This is a genomic window from Ruegeria sp. CDSA193 (assembly GCF_059611885.1).
The window spans coordinates 133,696-154,847 of the sequence record NZ_JBXWPN010000001.1 but is presented as its reverse complement, the minus strand read 5'-3'; the positions used below and the strand labels follow the sequence as shown (position 1 = coordinate 154,847).

23 protein-coding genes and 1 tRNA gene are annotated in these 21,152 nt (G+C 54.9%); 12 read left to right on the top strand and 12 right to left on the bottom strand.

The annotated features are described in order from the left end of the window. Positions 1 to 81: 81 nt before the first annotated feature. From AC2FLG_RS00795 to AC2FLG_RS00745, 11 genes are all read right to left on the bottom strand, one after another. Entirely contained in the window at positions 82 to 1,170 is a 1,089-nt protein-coding gene (locus AC2FLG_RS00795; RefSeq protein ID WP_496704626.1) for an SGNH/GDSL hydrolase family protein, read from the bottom strand. Positions 1,171 to 1,323: 153 nt separating this feature from the next. Continuing rightward, positions 1,324 to 1,989 carry a YrbL family protein gene (locus AC2FLG_RS00790; protein WP_496704624.1) on the bottom strand — a complete coding sequence of 222 codons (666 nt, stop codon included), beginning with the start codon at positions 1,987 to 1,989 and terminating at the stop codon, positions 1,324 to 1,326. 144 nt (positions 1,990 to 2,133) lie between these two features. Next, on the bottom strand, positions 2,134 to 3,294 hold the full coding sequence (locus AC2FLG_RS00785) for an ABC transporter substrate-binding protein (RefSeq protein WP_281994628.1): 1,161 nt from the start codon (positions 3,292 to 3,294) through the stop codon (positions 2,134 to 2,136). A 29-nt stretch (positions 3,295 to 3,323) separates the two neighbouring features. Further along, the gene (locus tag AC2FLG_RS00780) at positions 3,324 to 5,210 is read right to left on the bottom strand and encodes an AMP-dependent synthetase/ligase (protein ID WP_496704622.1); all 1,887 of its coding nucleotides are present in this window, start codon (positions 5,208 to 5,210) and stop codon (positions 3,324 to 3,326) included. Positions 5,211 to 5,214: 4 nt separating this feature from the next. Further along, entirely contained in the window at positions 5,215 to 5,988 is a 774-nt protein-coding gene (locus tag AC2FLG_RS00775) for an ABC transporter ATP-binding protein (RefSeq protein WP_496704620.1), read from the bottom strand. Beyond that, positions 5,985 to 6,749, bottom strand: coding sequence for an ABC transporter ATP-binding protein (locus AC2FLG_RS00770; RefSeq protein WP_496704619.1), 765 nt, complete (start codon positions 6,747 to 6,749; stop codon positions 5,985 to 5,987). The genes AC2FLG_RS00775 and AC2FLG_RS00770 overlap by 4 nt, the downstream gene beginning before the upstream one ends. Then, positions 6,746 to 7,843, bottom strand: a complete 1,098-nt coding sequence (locus AC2FLG_RS00765; protein ID WP_496704618.1) for a branched-chain amino acid ABC transporter permease — start codon at positions 7,841 to 7,843, stop codon at positions 6,746 to 6,748. The genes AC2FLG_RS00770 and AC2FLG_RS00765 overlap by 4 nt, the downstream gene beginning before the upstream one ends. Before the next feature lie 3 nt (positions 7,844 to 7,846). Then, entirely contained in the window at positions 7,847 to 8,722 is an 876-nt protein-coding gene (locus AC2FLG_RS00760; RefSeq protein ID WP_282027411.1) for a branched-chain amino acid ABC transporter permease, read from the bottom strand. 74 nt (positions 8,723 to 8,796) lie between these two features. Next, complete coding sequence (locus AC2FLG_RS00755; protein WP_496704617.1) at positions 8,797 to 9,825, bottom strand: alcohol dehydrogenase catalytic domain-containing protein; 1,029 nt, start codon at positions 9,823 to 9,825, stop codon at positions 8,797 to 8,799. 201 nt (positions 9,826 to 10,026) lie between these two features. Then, positions 10,027 to 10,548: a hypothetical protein gene (locus tag AC2FLG_RS00750; RefSeq protein ID WP_281972111.1), complete on the bottom strand. Its 522-nt coding sequence runs from the start codon at positions 10,546 to 10,548 to the stop codon at positions 10,027 to 10,029. A 344-nt stretch (positions 10,549 to 10,892) separates the two neighbouring features. Continuing rightward, positions 10,893 to 10,982 (bottom strand) — tRNA-Ser (locus AC2FLG_RS00745). 183 nt (positions 10,983 to 11,165) lie between these two features. Between AC2FLG_RS00745 and AC2FLG_RS00740 the strand changes: the two genes are divergently transcribed. From AC2FLG_RS00740 to AC2FLG_RS00700, 9 genes are all read left to right on the top strand, one after another. Further along, entirely contained in the window at positions 11,166 to 11,948 is a 783-nt protein-coding gene (locus tag AC2FLG_RS00740) for a DUF2059 domain-containing protein (protein WP_282021541.1), read from the top strand. Continuing rightward, complete coding sequence (locus AC2FLG_RS00735; RefSeq protein ID WP_496704615.1) at positions 11,948 to 12,745, top strand: DUF2059 domain-containing protein; 798 nt, start codon at positions 11,948 to 11,950, stop codon at positions 12,743 to 12,745. The genes AC2FLG_RS00740 and AC2FLG_RS00735 overlap by 1 nt, the downstream gene beginning before the upstream one ends. Before the next feature lie 210 nt (positions 12,746 to 12,955). Continuing rightward, positions 12,956 to 13,573, top strand: coding sequence for a 50S ribosomal protein L21 (locus AC2FLG_RS00730; protein ID WP_271947092.1), 618 nt, complete (start codon positions 12,956 to 12,958; stop codon positions 13,571 to 13,573). Between the two features lie 11 nt (positions 13,574 to 13,584). Beyond that, entirely contained in the window at positions 13,585 to 13,854 is a 270-nt protein-coding gene (gene rpmA, locus AC2FLG_RS00725; RefSeq protein ID WP_120635433.1) for a 50S ribosomal protein L27, read from the top strand. Between the two features lie 93 nt (positions 13,855 to 13,947). Continuing rightward, entirely contained in the window at positions 13,948 to 14,556 is a 609-nt protein-coding gene (locus tag AC2FLG_RS00720; protein ID WP_496688076.1) for a LysE family translocator, read from the top strand. Next, positions 14,553 to 15,089: a GNAT family N-acetyltransferase gene (locus tag AC2FLG_RS00715; protein ID WP_142633834.1), complete on the top strand. Its 537-nt coding sequence runs from the start codon at positions 14,553 to 14,555 to the stop codon at positions 15,087 to 15,089. Before AC2FLG_RS00720 ends, AC2FLG_RS00715 begins: the two co-directional genes overlap by 4 nt. A 37-nt stretch (positions 15,090 to 15,126) precedes the next feature. Next, positions 15,127 to 16,161 carry a GTPase ObgE gene (gene obgE, locus AC2FLG_RS00710; RefSeq protein WP_496691244.1) on the top strand — a complete coding sequence of 345 codons (1,035 nt, stop codon included), beginning with the start codon at positions 15,127 to 15,129 and terminating at the stop codon, positions 16,159 to 16,161. Next, positions 16,149 to 17,255, top strand: coding sequence for a glutamate 5-kinase (proB, locus tag AC2FLG_RS00705; protein WP_496700296.1), 1,107 nt, complete (start codon positions 16,149 to 16,151; stop codon positions 17,253 to 17,255). The genes obgE and proB overlap by 13 nt, the downstream gene beginning before the upstream one ends. A gap of 24 nt (positions 17,256 to 17,279) precedes the next feature. After that, entirely contained in the window at positions 17,280 to 18,542 is a 1,263-nt protein-coding gene (locus AC2FLG_RS00700; RefSeq protein WP_496704613.1) for a glutamate-5-semialdehyde dehydrogenase, read from the top strand. On the opposite strand, the gene AC2FLG_RS00695 is transcribed toward AC2FLG_RS00700, so the two are convergent. Beyond that, the gene (locus tag AC2FLG_RS00695; RefSeq protein WP_496704611.1) at positions 18,539 to 19,135 is read right to left on the bottom strand and encodes a histidine phosphotransferase family protein; all 597 of its coding nucleotides are present in this window, start codon (positions 19,133 to 19,135) and stop codon (positions 18,539 to 18,541) included. The two genes, AC2FLG_RS00700 and AC2FLG_RS00695, sit on opposite strands and share 4 nt — an antisense overlap. A 42-nt stretch (positions 19,136 to 19,177) precedes the next feature. On the opposite strand from AC2FLG_RS00695, the gene AC2FLG_RS00690 reads away from it, so the two are divergent. The 3 genes from AC2FLG_RS00690 to olsA all read left to right on the top strand — a co-directional run bounded on the left by AC2FLG_RS00690 (position 19,178) and on the right by olsA (position 21,054). After that, positions 19,178 to 19,360, top strand: coding sequence for a DUF3553 domain-containing protein (locus AC2FLG_RS00690; protein ID WP_271947102.1), 183 nt, complete (start codon positions 19,178 to 19,180; stop codon positions 19,358 to 19,360). A gap of 97 nt (positions 19,361 to 19,457) precedes the next feature. Continuing rightward, on the top strand, positions 19,458 to 20,213 hold the full coding sequence (gene olsB, locus AC2FLG_RS00685; protein ID WP_496688091.1) for an L-ornithine N(alpha)-acyltransferase: 756 nt from the start codon (positions 19,458 to 19,460) through the stop codon (positions 20,211 to 20,213). Between the two features lie 4 nt (positions 20,214 to 20,217). Beyond that, positions 20,218 to 21,054, top strand: a complete 837-nt coding sequence (gene olsA, locus AC2FLG_RS00680; protein ID WP_271948058.1) for a lyso-ornithine lipid O-acyltransferase — start codon at positions 20,218 to 20,220, stop codon at positions 21,052 to 21,054. Positions 21,055 to 21,152 lie beyond the last annotated feature (98 nt).

Below are 21,152 nucleotides of genomic sequence, written 5' to 3'. Positions count from 1 at the left end.
ACTGTTTCAAACGGCCGCACAATGTTGCGGCCGTTTTTCTTTTGTTGATAAGGATTTGGGGTGCCGAATCTGTTGTCGAACTCAGCCGGCTGTTTTGGTTTCGATCAGCGGGGCCAGAATCTGGAACATGAATTCGGACAGAACCCTGTTGCCGTCCGCATTCAGATGGCCATCGTATCGGAAATACAGGTCTTCACCCTTGGTGCCGTATTCCTCGGCGAGGTAGGGCAGCGCTTCGTGCCACTGAAATCCTTGCTCGGCCACCACACCCTCCATTAGGCGGTCGGGTAGGCCGGGATCGACCTCGGGATCGGAAGATGTTTTCGCGGCCTGAAGAACCTGAAACAACTGTGGGACGGACACGACCACAAGCTCGGACCCCTGCGACTGCGTGAAGGTTGCCATGCGGGAAAACACCTGCTTTGTCGTCTCGACTTTGGCTTGAAACAGATCGCTCATCGGGGTGGTGAAAAAGGCCTTTCGAGGCGTCATCAGGTACAGTTGGGTATAGGTCTGATCGTTCGCCATCAGCATTCGCTTTAACAGCGTAACCGAGTGTAGCGAGGATTTCTTGATATTCCCCGAGCCTACAACCGAACTGACATCGCTAAAGGCGACATCAACGCCATCAACGGTCCGAATGGGCTCATTTGCGAACATATCATTGGGAAGAAAGGTAACCAGCACGATATCAGGGTCATATTTTTCGCTTAACCGCTCGAGATACAGCGCCTGTTGAGATGTGTTATATCCCGGAACACCTGCGTTGATCAGCTGAACAGGCATGCCTTGATCCAGGAACTTCTGGGCCAAGAGTTCTGGCCAGATATCGCCCAGCTCATTTGATGCGCCGAAGGTAAAGGAATCTCCCAGCAACAGGATCTTGATGGTTTTTCCATCGTCTAATGCACTGGCTGGAAAGCGGGTTTCACGAAACCCGTTTTCGTCGACTTTATACTCGACCGTGAACTCTGGTGCATTGATGGCGACGACAGTGTTTGGCCTGTTCGTATGCCCGACGACCGGGTCCTTCAATCCAAGTGGACCACCCTCTGGATATGTTGTCAGAACGCCTTGTGGTGACAGCCAACGGATGCCCAGCTCCACACCAGCAAGAAGCGTTGCAGAGATCATCACGATGATCAGAAAGTTCAGAATTTTTGACCGCATTTTTTATCTAACTACCTAGAATACCATTTACCGAATTGGTCCCGTTATCGTTGTAATGACGAGGACGCACAAAAAACATTTCTGAATGTTGAGATTAACAGCCCGCACACGTCAAGCGTGAGACGAAAAGAAAGTCACTCCAACACGGATTTGTCAGTCCGCTTCACGTCCTAAAGCCTGTTGAGCCAAAGCAAGGAATTTCTGCCGAGTCTGGTCGATCTTTCGTTTGTTCAGGCTTGGGAACCACCTGCGAACTGGGATCGCCTGCTTATTTCCGAAACTGTCTATCCAGACCCATCGTCCTGAGCCGTCGGCCAACGTCTGATAGACGATGTTGCCGGGGTTCTGGTTACTGACCAAAACGTTCTCTTTGACCAAAATGTCAAAATGCGCGTTCAAAGAATCCAAGTGATGCGGCATAAGGCGACGGCTTTGGACCAAACCAATAAGGCTGGGCGATAGATGTCCGTCAGGCTCGGAAATCCGCTCGTACATGAGCGCCAGACCCAGGTCCGTCTGAACCACACCTCGCACCTCACATACGGGGATAGGAGCAGCGGATTTCTGGTGACGCACCATAAGATCAAACGACTCGTGAAACTCGCGCAGAAATCCTTTGAACGCCGTCGAGCGTCGAAACATCCGATCAAACCAGGTATCCGTCACAAGATGAGCTTCGTCATCTATCGTCTGAGGTTGCGGGATCTTCAGCAGAGTGTCCGGCAGATCAGGGTGTTGATAGACAAATTGCCGATTACCCTGCGCGATGATCTTACGATCTTTCAACGACAACAGATTTTCGATTCGAGTTTTTTCCATTTCGCCTAACTATAGCGGTTTTGCATTGGAACCAATTATCCGCAGGTGGATAGCCCAAAACAAAATGAAAAAGCCGTCCGTATTGGAACGGACGGCTCGTGGTTTCTAACGCCTGAATGCTGATCAAACTCTGTTTTTCAGACGTTACTCTTCGTGGACCAGCTTCCAAGCACCGTTTTCAACAACGCTCACAAACACCGTGTCAGCACCTTGGTGGTCGTCCGGAGAAAACGAGATGTGATTTCCAACCAGTTCGTCGTTGTAGTCGAGTGTCTCCATCGCAGCGATAAAGCTGTCATGAGTCAGATCGGGGCCGGCGGCGTCCAGCGCCTTAACCATCATTTCAGCCGCAGAATAGCCCAACATCGCAAATCCAACGGGGTCTTCGCCTGTTGCAGCCTTATACTCTTCGATGAAGGCTGCAGGGGCCGGTTGATCCGCGCGGGCCCACAAGTCCAGCCATGAGGCGGCGGCATAAAAACCATCCGTCACGCCACCCGGCACCTGGGCAACGACGGTCAGGAAGCTGGCTGATGTTCCCAAGAATTTCATATCCGTTAGACCCATCTTTTTGGCGGTGCCAACCACAGTGATCGCCTGCCGAACCCCAAGGGCCATGGTGACGATGTCGCAGCCTTCATCTCTGAGCTTGCTCAGAGAGCCCACGAAATCGGTCTCATCGGGCTTGTGGGTGGTTTCTGTGCCAAAACCGATCCCAGCCTCTTCGGCACCCGCCTTGCTGCCTTCCAGAATCTCCTCGCCGAAATCGGTGGGCAGATACATGGTGCAGACTGTTTGCGATCCGAATTCGCTGGCCAGATAGTTCACGCCGACACGCGCCTGATCGAAATAGGTGGAAAAGGACGTGAATTTGTTGCGCACTGGTTCTTGCAGCATTTTCTGCGACGACGTCAAAGGCGCGACATTCGGAATGCCCTTGGGATCCAGCAGTTTGAATCCGGCCAGGTTCATCGGCGTACCCAGAGATTGCAACATCGCAAACACCTTGTCGCGGTTCAGCAACTTGTTGTAGCCCTGCATCGCGCGCGGCATCTGATAGCCATTATCCTCAACCACAAAACGGATGGTCCGACCGTGAACACCACCTGCAGCGTTCACGCGGTCGAACACCACATTGGCGCCTTTGGTGGCTGGGACACCAACAGCGGCGAAGATTCCGCTCAGATCATTGACCGAGCCGATTACGATCTCATCATCCGTAACACCCTGTGTCTGAGCGCTGGAGAGTGTCGCGACAGCCGTCAAAACTGTGGCAGCGGACAGCCGTTTAATCAGATTCCTCATTATAATCCTCCCTTTGGATAACGTTTTGTCTAATTGTACATGTCTTCAATAAGATGTTCGTGTTTCTTTTCCACAAAGCTGCGCTTGAGCTTCATTGTGGCCGTCAGTTCGTCATCATCTGCCGTCAGCAGAACATCTATCAGGCGGAAATCCTTGATCTGCTCAACCCGTGCGAAATCCTTGTTTGCGGCACCCACTTCGTCTTTGATCTGGTCCCGAACTTCGGCGGAGGCACAAAGAGAGGCAAAATTCGAGAAGGGGACCTTTCGATCCTGCGCAAATTTCTCCACGTTTTCCTGATCAATCATGATTAGTGCAGTCAGGAACTTGCGCTTATCGCCAATTACAACTGCGTCCGAGATAAAGGGGCTGAACTTGAGACGGCTTTCAATCTCGGCCGGGGCGATATTTTTGCCGCCCGCCGTGATTATAAGATCTTTGAGGCGACCCGTAATGGTCACGAAACCGTCTTGGTCGATCTGGCCCATATCACCAGTACGCAACCAACCATCGGCAGTGAAAGTCTCGGCTGTTTTGGCGTTGTTTCGCCAGTAACCCTGAAAGATGTTCAACCCTTTAAGCTGAATCTCTCCACCTTCGGAAATACGGACGTCATTAACGGGCACAGCCTTTCCAATGGTTCCGATCCTGTTGTTTCCAAGTGTATTCAATGTCGCCAGGCCCGATGTTTCGGTCATACCAAAACCTTCGACCAGAGGTACACCAATGGCCCAGTACCATTTCAGCAAGTCCGTCGAAATCGGGGCGGCGCCGCTTCCACCGCGCCGCATATTGTCCAACCCCAGCATCCGGCGCAGGTTACGCAGAACCAAACGGTCCCAAAGCCAGTACTGCGCGGCAACACTGGCCGGGACCGGCTTGCCCGCCAGGATATATTCGGCACGTGCCAGACCCGCCTTTACCGCCATTTCAAAGGACGCGCGCCCGGTCGAGGTTGCATCCTGGGCCATGATCTGAACCTGAGAATAGATCTTTTCCCAGACACGCGGGACCGCCGTAAACGTCGAAGGAGAAACCTCTTGCAGATTTGCGAAAACAGTCTCGGGGCTTTCGGCAAAGTTGACGACAGATTTCGTTGCAAGCGGGAAATATATGGAAACATCACGCTCGAGGATGTGGCAGAGCGGCAAAAAGCACAGCTGTTCATCTGTTTCCAATGCGGGCAAGGAATGAGCGCCGGCTTCGATTGCGGCAAGGATGTTCTCGTGGCTCAGCATTGCGCCTTTTGGCATGCCGGTCGTGCCCGATGTATAAACCAGAAGAGCGGTATCCTGCGGGGATGCCAGCGCGATTTCCGCTTCAAAGCGGTCGGGCTCTTCCATCTCGACATGCTGGCCCAGCTCATAAAGATCGCTGATCATCATGCAGCGGTCGTGGTCCAGATCATGCAGGCCTTCATCCTCGAGGATGATGACCTTCAAAAGGGTCGGCAGATCCCCTTCGACCTCGAGGAACTTGTCCAACTGCTCTTCGTTTTCGACCACCAGGAAACGGCTGTCACTGTCATTGATCAGGTATTTCACCTGGGCGGCCGCATCCGTCGTGTAGATGCCCGAGGCGATCCCCCCGACGCCCTGAATGCCCATATCGAACCAGGCCCATTCTTTTCGGTCTTCGGACAGGATCGAAACGACTTCACCACGTTTCAACCCCAGTTTTTGCAGGGCGAGGCCGATCCATTTTGCGTGCTGCCAGTAATCTGCCCATGAATAGGACTTCCAGATACCGAAATCTTTCTCACGATGTGCAGTACGCGTGCCCAAATCGGCGCAGCGCTTTTGAAACAGCTGGCCGATGGTTGTGCATTCATCCACATAGACCGGTCGCTGACCGGGGTTTGCGTTGTACTGAACACCATTAATCATGATCTGAGAGGGCAGGGTGCTTATATTCATGCGCTCACCTCCACGTCTTCTTGCGTTTCCAGCGGCGGTTTTCACGCGCACCTTCTTCCTGCACGCCCAGATAGAAGTTCTGGATGTCTTCAGACTGCATCAGCTCATCCGCGGGGCCATCCATGACGATGCGCCCGACCTCCATGACATAGCCGTGATGCGCCAGTTCCAGCGCAGCATTGGCATTCTGTTCAACCAGCATCATCGTCATGTTCTGCTCATCATTCAGGCGCTTCAGGATGCCGAAAATCTCTTGCACAAGCAAAGGGGACAGGCCCAGAGACGGCTCGTCCAGCAACATAATCCTTGGATTTGCCATCAACCCCCTCCCGATTGCCAACATCTGTTGTTGGCCTCCGGATAAGGTCCCCGCCTCTTGATTGCGGCGTTCTTTCAGGATCGGGAAGTATGAAAAAACCAGATCGCGATCATGATCAATTTGTCCCCGGTCCGACGAGGTATAGGCCCCGAGACTCAGGTTCTCATCCACGGTCAAAAGGGGGAATACTTCGCGCCCTTCGGGTACGTGGACGACGCCTTTCTGCACAACTTTATGTGGCTCAGCCCCTTGAATTTCGACCCCGTCAAGGCTGATCTTGCCCTTTTCCGGGTCCATTACGCCGGACACGGTTTTCATCAATGTGGTCTTGCCGGCCCCATTGGCCCCAAGGATCGACACGATTTTACCAGGATGCACATCCAGCGACACGCCCCGGATTGCCATGATTGGCCCGTAAAAACTTTCGACATTGCGAATGGTCAGGATCGGATCGCTCATGAAACTTTCCCCAGATAGGCCTCAACCACTGCCGGGTGTGACTGTACCTGCGCAGGGGTTCCCAGTGCGAGCATAGCCCCATCCGCCATTGCAAGGACCCGATCCGAGACGCCCGAGACCAAAGCCATGTCATGTTCGACCATCAGCACCGTAATCCCCATCTGCCGCCGGATATCATCTATCCACCAGCGCATATCGGTCGTTTCCTCGACCGACAGCCCCGAGGCCGGTTCATCCAGCAGTAACAACTTGGGATCGGTGGCCAGGGCGCGGGCAACTTCAACCACTTTGCGCACACCGTAAGGTAGGCCTGATATCATCTTGTCGCGATAGGCCTGCAGATCAAGAAAATCGATGATTTCTTCAACCTTTTCACGGTTTTCGATCTCTTGCCGCCGGGCCGACGGCAGGAACAGCACCTCGGAAAAAAGTTTTGTCTTGCGGTGCCGATGACGCCCGACCAGCAGGTTCTGCAAAACAGTGGCGTGTTCGAACAGTTCGATATTCTGAAACGTCCGCGCAACACCAAAAGCTGCAACGCCTGACGGTTTCACCTGCAGCAAGTTATGCCCGTCATACCGGATTGAACCCTCTATTGGTTCATAAAAGCGCGAGATCAGATTGAAAACGGTCGATTTACCCGCGCCATTGGGGCCGACTATGGCAAAAACCTCGCCGTCTTCGACCGAAAAGGACAGGTCGTTCACAGCCGTGACGCCACCAAATTTCAAGGTGACATTCTTAAATTCAAGCAGGCTCATCTCAGACGCTCCGTCTTGAGATAGGATTTCTGACGTTTGAACATGTCCTTGCGATAGAAGGGAAACAGTTCAAACCATGTCCGGATCTTAAGCCAACGTCCATACATCCCCATGGGTTCGAACAGGATAAAGGCGATCAGGATCATGCCGAAAATACCAAATTCCAATCCCGGAATTGCGACGGTGCTGCCCCCGAAAACTGCGCCGACATACTCTTTTGCGATCGACAAAAGTTGCGGCAGAAACCCAATGACGACAGCACCCAGGAATGCCCCGTGGATTGAGCCCAGACCACCGATCACGATCATCATCAGCAACTGAATTGAAATTAGGACGCTGAATGTCTCGTTATTGAACGCGCCCGAGAACATCCCCATCAGAGCGCCCGCCCAGCCAGTCACAGCGCAGGACAGGGCAAATGAGATCATCTTGGTCTGCGCAATATCAACACCCATCGCCTGGGCCGAGACCTCAGAATCTCGCACGGCGATGAAACTGCGCCCAAGCGGTGCGCGCAGCAGGTTGATATAGCCCAGAGTGACCAGAACCGCGACTGCAAGCACCAGCCAGAAGAATTGGACCGGCGTAGCCCAGCGATCGACCATGAATCCAAATATCTCGACCCCGCCGATATATTTACCGGCGACCCCGCCGGTGATCGGCTCGGCCAGGACAATCACGTCATCCATCAGGATCGACAGGGCCATGGTAAAGATTGCCAGGTAGATACCGTGCAGGCGCAGCGCGGGGATAGCAACGGTCACCCCTGCTATCCCGGTCAGGATACCGGCGATCGGGAAGGCCAGCAGGAATGGCAAGCCTGCCTCAATCAAGATGATATTCGCATAGCACCCAAAGGCCAGAAAAGCCGCATGTCCAAGGCTGACCTGTCCGGTATGGCCGGTCAGTATCATCAACCCAAGACCTGCAATCGCCCAGATCAAAACATTTGTCAGCTCACCCAGATAGAATGCGTCCAACCACCATGGAGCGGCGATCACGACGCCTAGAAGGATCAGGTATAGGCTAAGTTGATACCGGTCTTTCCAAGGCCGGATATCTTGCATGTAACTGGTCTTGAAAATGATCCGCATGGCTTAAACCTTTTTGACCCTAACTTGGCTGAACAGCCCATTGGGGCGAAAGATTAGGACAGCCAACAACAGCGCATAAGGTGCAATCTGACTGTACCCAGCAGCGATATAGCGACTGGCAAACGGTTCGATTACGCCAACGATCAAACCTCCAGCCAATGCTCCAGGTAAACTTCCGAATCCGCCAATGACCGCAGCGGCGAAGGCCTTAATGCCCAGAAGTCCGGTTGCCGGGTCCACGGATCCTTTGGCGGCAAACAAAATGCCTGCGATACCCGCAACCATGCCGGCCAACGCCCAGATGAAACCCTGCACTCGTTTTACCGGGATTCCCATATAATAGGCCGCCAGCTGATTTTGTGAGGCACCCTGCATTGCAAGCCCAAGCTTGGTGCGACTGAAGAACTGGTACAGCCCCCAGGTCAGCAGAACGGTCACGACGATAACCGCCACGTCCTCCATCCCCAGTACAAGGCCGCCGAAATGCACTTCTTTTCCGGCCAGTGGATTCTGTAGCGTCTGCGGTTCGTGCCCCCAGATCAGACCGGCCACAAAGCGGATTACAAAGCCCAGGGCGATGGTCAGAATGACCACGGCCGTCTGGCTTTCCCCGAAAAGTCGCCGAATGATCAACCGGTCCAGCAAGTACCCCAGCGCGCCCATGATCCCCAACGAGATCGGCAAGGCCAGCCAAAAAGGCAGCCCCATATATTCGGCATTTGTAAGCCCGATGGTAACAAAGGCGCCCAGCATCATGAGGTCACCCTGTGCGAAGTTCACTGCCTCGGTCGCCTTGTAAATCAGAACAAATCCGAGCGCGATCAGCCCATAGACACAGCCATTCGCCAGCCCGCTAATCAGCAGCTGCGCATTATCCAAACTCACCTCCCTATACCGGTTGCTCCGGGTTCATTTAGATCCCGGGCCTCCTCCTTAGCCCGGGGTTTGTACTACTATGGCGTGATAATTACCTTTCCGTCACTCTTTTGCAGTGCATCGACCAGCCCGGACATAACATTTTTTAATGTGAGCTTTTCTGAAACATCTGTTTTCCAACGCCCGTCCGCAAAGCGGGCCTGAACCTCGGCAACGACACGTACCACATCTTCGCGAGGCGTCGCTGTCATCCATTGTGTCAGCCAAAACCCTTCGATTTTCTTACCCATAAAGATGAGCTGTCCCGTCTGCGTTAGTTTGGGCAGTTCAGGGCTGAGCTTGCCATAACACACCCAGCGCGCACCATTCGGCATCGCACAGAAAATCTGTTCGGAAATCTGGTCGGCGACGGCATCCAGAAAGACCCGAGGTTTAAGCTCTTTGCTAAGCGCTGCGAATTTCTGCAGCATGTCGGGGTCTGATGTCACCAGCACCTCATGCGCGCCCAGCTCTTTCAATGCAGCAACGGTCTCAGCGCGTCTCACGATCGCAATCGGCTTGAGCACAAGATCGCGACCGAGGCTGCACATAAGCTTGCCCAACTGACTGGTTGCGGCAGATACGATAAAAGCATCTCCGGCCTGACGCGCCAGATCGACCATCGCCATGGCCGTCATCGGGTTCACAATCTGTGCTGACCCATCGTCATCCGAGATATCCGGGCGCAGTGGAATACACATTTGTGCATCGGTCAGAGCGTACTCGGCCCAGGCACCGGAAAGAGTGGCCATGAATGCCACGCGCTGTCCCTGCAAACCCTCGGCTCCGGCACCGGTGGCGACGACGTCTCCACATCCCTCAAACCCGGCCGGAGATCCCTTTACCCTAGGCTGCCCGTATTCACCCTTGATAAAATGCAGGTCGGACGGATTAACCGATGATGCCCTCAGGCGGATCAGAACCTGACCTGCGCCCGGCTCGGGCACAGGCATTTCCGTTTCGGCCAGCCAATCAGACGCATTTTGGATGTTGGGACCAGTGGCTTTGCCCGAATACCCATGATGTGTTTGAACGATCGCAAACATGGAAGAGGGAAGGGGGGTCATGAGCGTACCTTTTCTGAACGATAGGAAACTGTCGGGTCCTGCTTGACTGCATCAAACCAACAATTTCGAAAATGATGGCCATGATCGACATCAACCGTGGCATATGTGTTCAGATCAGCCAAGCAAATGGCCAAAGGCGCGTCAATCGAACTATTCTTTGACGTAGGGAAAGACCGCCTGTTTCGGCGGTCTTTCTAATTCTTACTGACCAGTCAACAGGGCCTGAAGTTCCTGAATTTTCAGCGCGATTGTTGCAGGTGAGGCTTTGATATCATCGAGAATACCAACCGCTTTTACCTTCAGTTCTTCTGCCAGTGTGCTTTCCTGAACTGAGGCCACCATGGCGTCATAGTCAAAGTTATCAACACTCATAGCGCCGCTCTCAACCCAGGAATTCAGCAGCTCTTGCCCCTGGTTGGTGAGGGCAGCGACCTCTTCTCCAGCCTGATCGGCCAGCTCAGTCGCTGTTTCACCGGCTTGAGTGGCTAGGTCAGACGCGGCTTCGCTGGACTGTTCGACGATTTCAGCCGCCTGTTCCGTAACGGAAGACGCAGCTTCACCAGCCTGTTCGGTAACCGATTCTACGGCTTCAGACACGGCGTTTCCGGTTTCTTCAGCGGCGGCTTGCGGCTGTTCGACCGGAGCGGCAGGTTGATTCAGATAGTAATAGATTGCGGCGCCAACGCCGGCGACGACGACCCCTAGCAAGATTATACGCGACATGGGATTCTCCTTTGAAATATGTGTCGCCGAGATGGGGGGAAACTAGCGGACTGGAAAGGGGAATTCGTGGAACATCCTCTCAGAACAAGGGATTGAGCCAGTGTACGCCGATCTGGGCCGATCCCATGGCAATAACACGCCAACGTTGAACAACCAGTGGCCGAGATGTCATTCTTGTCAACCAACCCACAGGGTCGCACAAATGCCTGTTCGACAGGAAAGCACAGAGGCTAAGAATTCTCGTAGGTAGGCGCGCAAAGCGAATAAGGCGACAAAGACCTGCATTTCAGGTGCTTGAGCTAAATTCCGGAAAGCTGGTTGCCAATCATGCGCTGAATGGCTGATGGCGGAGAGACAGGGATTCGAACCCTGGGTGGGCTTGCACCCACAACGGTTTTCGAGACCGCCCCGTTCGACCACTCCGGCACCTCTCCGCGGGGGTCTGTGAGGGGGGGATTTAGTGATGAACACCCGGGGGTGCAAGCAGAAAGTTTCATAATTTATCAATCCCAGGATTTTCCGTTGCCAGATGCCGCAAAACCCCTAGGCTTCGGTACATGAGACATTTTACGCACCACATCACCACCGCCCTTTCGCTGTTTCTTTTCACAGTATTCATGCTGCCAATCCCGGCATCCGCTGCCGGGCGCGATAGGATCGAGGCATTCTTGACCACGACCGGTTTCGACGTTGCCCTTGAAAGTATTGCTCTGGCCTCGGCCTCGGCACCTCAGATGCTGGGTTTTGACCCCGATGGATTCGGGTCGGACTGGGCGCGGCTGACCGAAGAAGTTTTCGATACCAAAGACATGCATGAAACTGCAGTTTCGATTTTAGAGCAGACGCTCAGCGATCAGGCGCTAAATCACGCGGTAGAATTCTATGCATCAGATCTGGGTCAAAGACTGGTCTCTGCTGAAAACGCTTCCCATCTGATCGAAGATGACGAAGCGAAACAACAGCAGGGGCAAGAGATAGTCGCTCAACTTGTCCGCGAAGGCTCTCAACGTGTTGAGAGTCTAAAAAGGATGAACACTGCCATCGACTCAAGCGGTACTTCTTTGCGCGCCCTTCAGGAAATACAAATCCGGTTCCTCCTCGCCGCCAGTGCTTCAGGTGTGATCGAACTGCAGTTGGATGCAGATGAATTGCGCGCAATGATGAAACAGAACGAAACCGGGATGCGACAGGCCTTACAGCTCTCCGCACTTGCCGGTGCTGCTTATACCTATCAGGATTTCTCGGATGCGGATGTCATCACCTATGTCGAGGCGTTGGAACAGCCTCTAATGCAGGAAGTCTACGAACTTTTGAACGCCATTCAGTATGAGATAATGGCTATGAAATTCGAAGTCCTGGCAACCAAAATGGCCGAGCTTCACCCCGCACAGGACATCTGATGCGCATTCTGATCGTTTTTGCCCTGATCTTCTGGGCCACATCATCCGGCGCCGTGGAAAAAGCAGATCGGCTGGCGCAAGCAATGCGTCTGGAGAACCTGATCGAAATCCTCCTGTCCGAAGGCGGAAAGATGAGCCAAGAGATGGACGCCACTTTGTTGGATGGCAACGGTGGCGCTCTGTTCGAAACTCGGGTCGAGGCGATTTATGATCCCGATTGGATGTATGATCAGTTGGTCCAGGGATTCCAGCAAAGCCTGGATGAAGTGCATTTGGAACGCGCCATCGCCTTTTTTGAAAGCGATCTTGGCCAGACCATCGTTTCCCTTGAGAATTCCGCACGGCTTGCTTTTGTTGATCCGGCAATCGAAGACTTGGCAAAACAGGCCTATTTCGAAAACACCAAAGACAGCATGCAGTTCAAACTGGTCGAAGAGTACATACTGGCCAACGACCTGATCAAACAAAACGTGCGGAGCGCTTTGAGCGCGGATTACAACTTTTTCAGGGGGATAAATGACGGCCAGGTTCTCGATGACAGCGACCTTCTGGACAACCTTCTGCTGCAAAAGGACGGGATCGAGCAAGAGACAGAAACCTGGCTGTATTCCTTTCTGTTGATGGCCTATAACCCTTTGAGCAACGCCCAAATGCGCAAGAACATCGCGTTTTCTCGAACGGATACAGGGCAAGCGCTGAACAGCTCACTGTTCGAAAGCTTCGACAGTATGTATGATCAGATCTATTACGATCTGGGAAAGGCGGTAGCGGCTGTCTTACAGGGCTCTGATCTTTAGTCGCCATTTCATGTTGACTTTCCTCTGCAATCTTTGGATAAGCGCCCATCCCGGCCGGAATCTCCGCGCCGGGTATCGTTATTATTGACCCAAGGGGCTGATCCATGGGTCATTCACACAGCCCGAAAAAGGGCGCGCTGTTCGAGGTGGCTGAGGCCGAAAACACCCGCAAGGGGACCACAGAACGCGGGTTAGACAAAGGAAAGACGCATGTTTGCGGTCCTCAAGACTGGCGGCAAGCAGTACAAGGTTCAGGCGGGTGATATCCTCCGCGTTGAAAAATTGGCTGCCGACGCAGGTGAAAAAGTTCAATTCAACGATGTTCTGATGCTGGGCGGTGACGCTCCGGTTGTTGGTGCACCGTTTGTAGATGGTGCAGCCGTTCAGGCCGACGTGATCGAACAGATCAAGGGTGACAAGGTCATCAACTTCGTCAAGCGCCGTCGTAAGCACAGCTCGAAGCGTACCGTTGGCCACCGTCAGAAGCTGACCCTGGTCAAGATCACCGACATCCTGTCGTCGGGCGCTGACAAGTCGGGCATCAAAGCTGCAACCGGTTCTGCACCGGCTGGCGAAGCTGCACCCGCAGCGAAAAAGCCCGCCAAGAAAGCAGAAGCCAAAGCAGAGGCACCCGCCGCTGTTGCTGCTGCAGACGATCTGACCGCGCTGAACGGTGTCGGTCCTGCCGCTGCCAAAAAGCTGAACGAGGCCGGTATCGAGAGCTTTGCCGCTCTGGCCGCCTTGTCGGACGAGCAGATTGCTGCTATCGAAACGGTCAAAGTGAAGCCCGAATGGGTTGAGCAGGCCAAAGAGCTTGCTAAAGGCTAAGGAGAGAGAGAATGGCACATAAAAAAGCTGGCGGTTCCTCCCGTAACGGTCGCGACTCAGCTGGTCGCCGCCTTGGCGTGAAACTGTATGGTGGCCAGGCCGCCATTTCAGGCAACATCATCGTGCGTCAGCGCGGCACCAAGTTCTGGCCGGGCGAAGGCGTAGGCATTGGCAAAGATCACACCATCTTTGCAACTGTTGATGGCGCTGTGAAGTTCCACAAAGGTCTCAAAAACCGCACTTTTATTTCGGTCCTGCCAGTGGCGGAGGCCGCAGAGTAAGCCGAAACCCATAAGGTTTGAAAATTCTTGGGGGACCGGCAGAAAATGCCGGTCCCTTTTTTCGTTTTAACGCAGGTTCGATCAAACAGTCCGATGACAGTCGCAACCACCAGTTTCCTGATCTTTGCCGCCAGTCAGGTCGGCACGCCGGGACCGGCCAATATGGTCCTGCTGGGAACCGGTGCGCGTTACGGGTTTCGGGCAGCGCTGCCTTTTGTGGGCGGCGTCATTCTGGGCAAGCAGCTAATCATCTGGCCGGTGGGCTTTGGGTTGCTGCAATTGGCGGATCAGGCGCCGGCGGTGTTTGCTGTTCTGAAATACGCCTCGGCGGCCTATATCATGTGGCTGGCCTGGAAGATCGCCAACACGCGGCTGTCCCGGCAAGAGGCTGATGGCGCAGCGCCAGGGTTTCTGGCTGGATTGATTGTTCATCCGCTCAATCCCAAGGCCTGGGCCATGATCGTTGCGGGGTTCACGGGGTTTGTCGCCGTCGGAACACCAACTTTTGAGGCAACGCTCGCAATCGCGGCTTGTTTGTTGATTTGTCAGGTGATTCTTCATCCAATCTGGACATTTGCCGGAGATAGAATTGCCCACGCGGTTGAAGGTCGGCCGATGGAAAAATATCTGATGTGGACGTTAGCAGGTCTCACTGTTGCGTCTGTACTTTTTGTGTTGTTCGGAGGAGGAACGCACCTATGAAACTTGAGACGATCATAAACCAGCCGGTCATAGAAACCGAGCGGTTCGATCTGCGCCCTCTGCGCCGGTCGGATCTGGGTCTCATCGAACATTATGCCGGAGATGAACGGGTTGCGCGTATGACGACAAGGATTGCGCACCCTTTGCCGCCCGGCGCGGTTGAGGCCTTTGTGACCCGGTCCATGGCCGAAGACCGCAGCGAGGATGTCTGGGCGATGGACGCGACCAAGGATGGCGGTCCGGAGCTGATAGGCCTGATCTCGCTGGAACGCCTGGATCGCAACCAATCCGAGGTCGGCTATTGGGTAGCTCCTGTCTATTGGAACACCGGGATCGCATCTCTGGCGGTCGAAGCACTGGTTGTCGCCAATCCGCTTGAAAACACGTCGATGTTCGCAAGCGTATTTCAGGACAATCCAGCCTCAGCCAGGGTGCTGACGCATTGTGGTTTCGAATACCTGGGTGATGCCGAAATCTATTCGGTGGCGCGTGATGCGAACGTGCCCACTTGGACATACAGTAAAAAACTCTGACTTGTGGCCGGTGGGGCCTTTGCAGTAGGGGACAGTCATGAAATTTCTCGATCTTGCAAAGGTCTACATCCGGTCCGGGGCCGGCGGTGGCGGCTGCGTTAGTTTTCGGCGCGAAAAGTACATTGAATACGGCGGTCCCGATGGCGGGGACGGCGGTAAAGGTGGCTCTGTCTGGGTCGAAGTTGTGGATGGGTTGAATACCCTGATCGACTTTCGCTACCAGCAGCATTTCTTTGCCAAGAACGGTCAGCCTGGCCGTGGGCAGCAGCGCACCGGAAAAGATGGTGATGACATCATTCTTCGCGTCCCGGTCGGCACTGAGATCCTGGACGAAGACGAAGAAACGGTTATCTGCGATCTGACAGAGGTGGGCCAAAGGGTCCTGCTGGCCAAGGGCGGCAATGGCGGTTTTGGCAACCTGCACTTCAAATCGGCCACCAACCAGGCTCCTCGTCGGGCTAATCCGGGTCAGGCAGGTATCGACCGCACGATCTGGCTGCGCCTGAAACTGATTGCCGATGTCGGCCTGTTGGGAATGCCTAATGCCGGCAAATCGACCTTTCTTGCTGCGACATCGAACGCACGCCCCAAAATTGCCGATTACCCCTTTACCACCTTGCACCCCAATTTGGGCGTGGTGGGTGTCGACAATGTGGAATTCGTGGTGGCCGACATCCCCGGTCTGATCGAGGGCGCACATGAAGGACGTGGCATCGGAGACCGTTTTCTGGGCCATGTCGAACGCTGCGCGGTATTGCTGCATTTGGTTGATGGCACCTCGGAAAGTGTGGCCGAAGACTATCGCACGATCATTCACGAGCTTGAAGCCTATGGTGGTGAGTTGGCCGATAAGCCTCGCATCACCGTCTTGAACAAGGTCGACGCCCTGGATGACGAGGAACGCGAACTGGCCAAGACCGAGCTTGAAGAGGCCGTCGGAGGCTCCGTAATGGCAATGTCTGGTGTGGCACATCTGGGTGTAACCGACGTCCTGCGGGCTTTGCGCGGTCGGATAGACGATGACCGCGTGCGCCAGAAACCCGCCGAGGAAGAACTGCCTTGGCAACCCTGACCGCAGCCAAACGCCTCGTGGTCAAGATCGGATCCGCCTTGCTGGTGGATCGGAACACAGGGTTGCTGCGATCTGATTGGTTACATTCGCTTGCTCAGGACGTCGCATGGCTGAAGGGGCAGGGGACCGACGTCATTTTGGTCTCATCGGGGTCAATCGCGTTGGGGCGTGGCGTTTTGGGTCTGCCCATGGCCACGCTTCCGTTGGAACAGTCGCAAGCCGCCGCCGCTGTCGGGCAAATCCGGCTGGCCCGCGCCTATGAAGAAGCCCTGACGCCTCACAACATTACCACTGCACAAGTGCTCGTCACGCTGGAGGATAGCGCGGATCGTCGCCGCTATCTGAATTCACGCGCCACCTTGGAAACGCTGCTGGGGCTTGGAGTCGTTCCGATTGTCAACGAGAACGATACAGTCGCCACGGATGAGATCCGATATGGCGACAATGATCGTCTGGCCGCTCAGATCGCCGTCACTGTTGGCGCTGATCAGCTGATCCTGCTGTCGGATGTTGATGGCTTCTACTCGGCCAATCCAAATGAGGATGCCTCTGCCAGGCGTTATGACGTCATCGAAAACATCACGCCCGAGATTGAGGCGATGGCGGGTGATGCCGGTTCCGGCCTATCAAAGGGCGGGATGAAGACCAAACTGTTGGCGGGAAAAATGGCCACGGCTGCTGGTTGCGATATGGCGATCACCGAAGGATCCCCTCTGAACCCGTTGAAAACGCTTGAAAACGGCGCGAACTGCACATGGTTCACAGCGACAGTTGACCCGCATGCCGCACGCAAACGCTGGATTTCAGCGATGAAACCCCGAGGTGAGATCGTTGTGGACGCGGGGGCCGCGCGGGCGCTGAGCAATGGCAAAAGCCTTTTGCCAGCAGGAATAGTCGAAGTATCCGGAGATTTCGGGCGCGGTGATCCTGTTTCGATCATGGACCAACAGGCGCGACGGCTTGCGCAGGGGCTCAGCCGCTATACCGCGCAAGAAGCAGACGCTATCAAGGGGCGCAAATCGACCGAGATAGAAGCCACTCTAGGCTATCCTGGCCGCGCGGTGTTGATCCACCGCGATGATCTGGCTGTTTGACAAATTGACTGAAAGGCACCTGAGATGAAGGATTTCGACAGCATCCCCGACCTGATGACCGATCTTGGGAAACGCGCCAAGGCCGCCGCTGCCGAGCTGGCATTTGCAAGCGCCGAGCGTAAACATGCTGCCCTGATTGGGGCCGCCGAGGCTGTTTGGGCCAATCGTGAACAGATCATTGCGGCCAATAAGAAAGATATGGAATTCGGGCGCGACAAAGGGTTGAGCCCGGCGATGATGGATCGCCTGATGCTGGATGAGACCCGCATTCAGGGCATGGTCGACGGGCTGCGCGCCGTTGCAGAGCAGGCCGATCCTGTTGGTGAGGTTCTGACCGAATGGGACATGCCCTCGGGGTTGAACATCCAGCGTGTGCGGACACCTTTGGGGGTTATCGGCGTGATTTATGAGAGCCGCCCAAATGTTACGGCGGATGCGGGAGCGTTGTGCCTGAAATCCGGGAACGCGGTCATCCTGCGTGGCGGATCAGAGGGTTTCCATTCCTCGACAGCCATCCATGCCTGTTTGGTTCAGGGCTTGAAATCGGCGAACCTGCCCGAGGATGCCGTTCAGCTTATCCCAACCCGCGACCGGGCGGCGGTTCAGGAACTCCTGACCATGACCGATTATGTCGACGTGATCGTTCCCCGTGGGGGCAAAGGGCTGGTCGGGCTAGTCCAGCGCGAGGCCCGGGTCCCGGTATTTGCCCATCTGGAAGGCATTGTGCATATCTATATCGACAAGGCCGCTGACCCCCAAAAGACGCTGGAGGTGGTTTTGAACGCCAAAACCCGTCGTACCGGAATCTGCGGTGCTGCCGAATGTCTGCTGATCCATCAGGATATCGCTGAAACGCTGGGACGGGATGTCATATCGGCGCTTCTGGCCGCAGGTGTCGAAGTACACGCCGAAGGTACTTTGGCCGTTGATGGCACTATCGCGGCCACTTCTGATGATTGGGGCAAAGAGTTTCTGGATAGTATCATCGCGGCCAAGCCGGTGACTGATATCGACGCCGCCATTGCTCATATCCGCAGGTTTGGGTCGAACCATACCGATTGCATCATGACCGAGGATCACGCTGCAGCCGCCCGGTTCTTTGAACGGCTTGATAGCGCGATCCTGATGCATAACGCCTCAACCCAATTCGCCGATGGCGGTGAGTTTGGCATGGGGGCCGAGATTGGCATCGCCACCGGAAAGATGCACGCGCGCGGCCCCGTAGGGGCGGCTCAACTGACCAGTTTTCAGTATCTGGTGCGCGGTTCAGGGACTGTTCGGTCTTAGAACCGGATTTCGACGCGGGTTGAGGCCGTATCGGTCGCGACCCGCCGTCCCATCGACGATGCGGATTCAGGCAGCAGCGCAAATTGAACCTGCGCCGGGGTGACCTTGTTGGTAAACCGTCCGCTGGGCAGGTTCTTCCATAGCTCGGTTTCCAGCTTCAATTTGTCCGCGGTCCCTGTCACAGACCAGTTCTTCCCGTCGTTTACGATCGTTACATCCCCGCCAAATGGCATCGCGCTTTCGCAGCACATCAACGCCAGAAAGGCCAGTTTCACCTGATTACGCGGTACCGCTTCGGTCAGGTTCCAGTTGACGCGAACACGACCTGCGCGTTCGACATCATTCAACAGCTCTAAAACCTCGGCCCGCCCAAGGGGATGATCGCTGGCCGACCCAAAAGCGACCCTGAAAAAGCGGATGCGTGCGCCGGCGCTGCCGACACTTCCCGCGATCAGTTCCATCTCGGGGCCTTGCACCGCGCCAACCATTTCAAGCAGCTCCAAGCCGTTGGTGATCGCCCCGATCGGGCTGATCAGATCGTGGCAGATCCGCGAGCCGATCAGTTCGGCCAGGTTGACGTCCAAGTCGCTCATGCGTACCTCCTGCTGTATCTGCCGCCGGACCGGAGCCCCTTGATGACAGATCTGAATGCCATTCTCGCACCGGGCATGTATGTCCGCCACCCCGATTTCCCCGATTGGGGCATTGGACAGGTACAATCCAACATCGCAGGTAAGATCACCGTAAACTTCCGCGAGCAGGGAAAAGTGGTAATCGACGGGACACGCATCGCCCTGATGCCGGTCTTTGATCCGTGAAACTGGTTTAAGAAAGGTTAACGTTTGATCGAAGCGCTCTATGTTGCCATTCCCCTGAAACCTGCGGTATCAGCGCGGAAACAATACGGAACCTCTGATGCCGGACGCAGGCCCTTCTTTCACCGTCAAACTCGCCGAAAATGACACCGAATTGCGGGCTGCACAGCGGTTACGCTATGACGTGTTCATACGTGAACTGGGCGGCGGTGGGGAAATGGTCGACCACGATGCCGGGCTGGAGCGTGACAGGTTCGATCCCTATTTCGATCACATGTTGGCGGTTGACGATCAATCTGGCAAAGTTGTTGGCGTTTACAGGCTGTTACCAGGTGATCGTGCTTCTGAAATCGGACAGTTCTATTCCGAAGATGAATACGATCTTTCCATCTTGAAACAAGGCGGACGCAAGCTGTTGGAGTTGGGACGTTCATGTCTACATCCCGATTATCGCGGCGGCACAGCAATGTATCACCTGTGGAACGGGTTGGCCGCCTATGTTGCCGAGCGCGAGATCGAGGTCTTGTTCGGCGTCGCCAGTTTCCACGGCACCGATCCTCAAGCTCTGGCTCAGCCTTTGTCCATGTTACATCACAATCACCTTGCGCCTCCGGACCTTCGGGTTCGGGCTCAGCCCGAAGTGTTCCAGCCCATGGATATGCTGGATAGCGATAAACTGGATCGGCGCGCAGCGATGGTGCAGGTTCCAGCACTGATAAAAGCATACCTGCGTCTCGGCGGGTTTGTGGGCGAGGGTGCCTTTATCGACCATATGTTCAATACCACCGATGTTTGCCTTATCCTCGACACGGCGCGGATGAATGAGCGACAACGGCGCATCTATGGTGGAGCGTAACGTGATGAGTGACGCCTCATGGCACAGTGAAGACGCACCTGACCCAATCAATCTGGGGGTCTGCGGATGGCTATTGGTCTTCCTTCGGGGTTTACCACTTGCTGTATTTGTATTCAGCGGGCTGATTGTCCTGCTGATCCTTCGCATGATCGAGCGCCCGCTCTATGGGGTTCACCGTCCGGTCACGCCCTTCATCACGCAGTTCGTATGCCGTAATGCGTTCCGGATTCTCGGGATTAGCTACCGTACAACCGGCGAGCTTATGACCCAGCGTGGTGCGGTTGTTGCGAACCATTCCTCGTGGCTTGATATTTTTGCGCTGAATGCCCGTAAAAGAATCTATTTTGTCTCGAAGGCCGAGGTAGCCAAATGGCCCGGTATAGGCTGGCTGGCGCGAGCGACAGGTACTGTTTTCATCGAGCGCGACCGCAAGAAGGCACGCGAACAGACACTTCTGTTTCAGGAGCGCCTGACAGCCGGTCACAAGCTGCTGTTTTTTCCAGAGGGTACGTCGACCGACGGTCTACGGATTTTACCATTTAAAACAACACTTTTTGCGGCATTCTTCACCGAAGATCTACGCGATTTCATGTATGTTCAACCGGTGTCGGTCGTTTACCATGCACCTAAGGGTGAGCCTGACCGGTTTTATGGCTGGTGGGGTGACATGGATTTTGCACCGCATCTGTTAAAGACTTTGGGAGCACGTCGCCAAGGTGGCGTAGAGCTAATTTATCATTCGCCAGCCAAGGTCAGCGACTTTGAGAACCGAAAGGCCCTGGCCGCCTATTGCGAAGATACCGTGCGTCAGGCGCACAGCCTTGCGCGGCTTGAAAAATAGGGCGATTGGCCCTTGCACTGCCTGAAAACCTGCCGTATACGCGCGCCATTCAAACCCGCAGGCGGGGTTTGGGCTTTATAAGGGAGACATCCTTATCT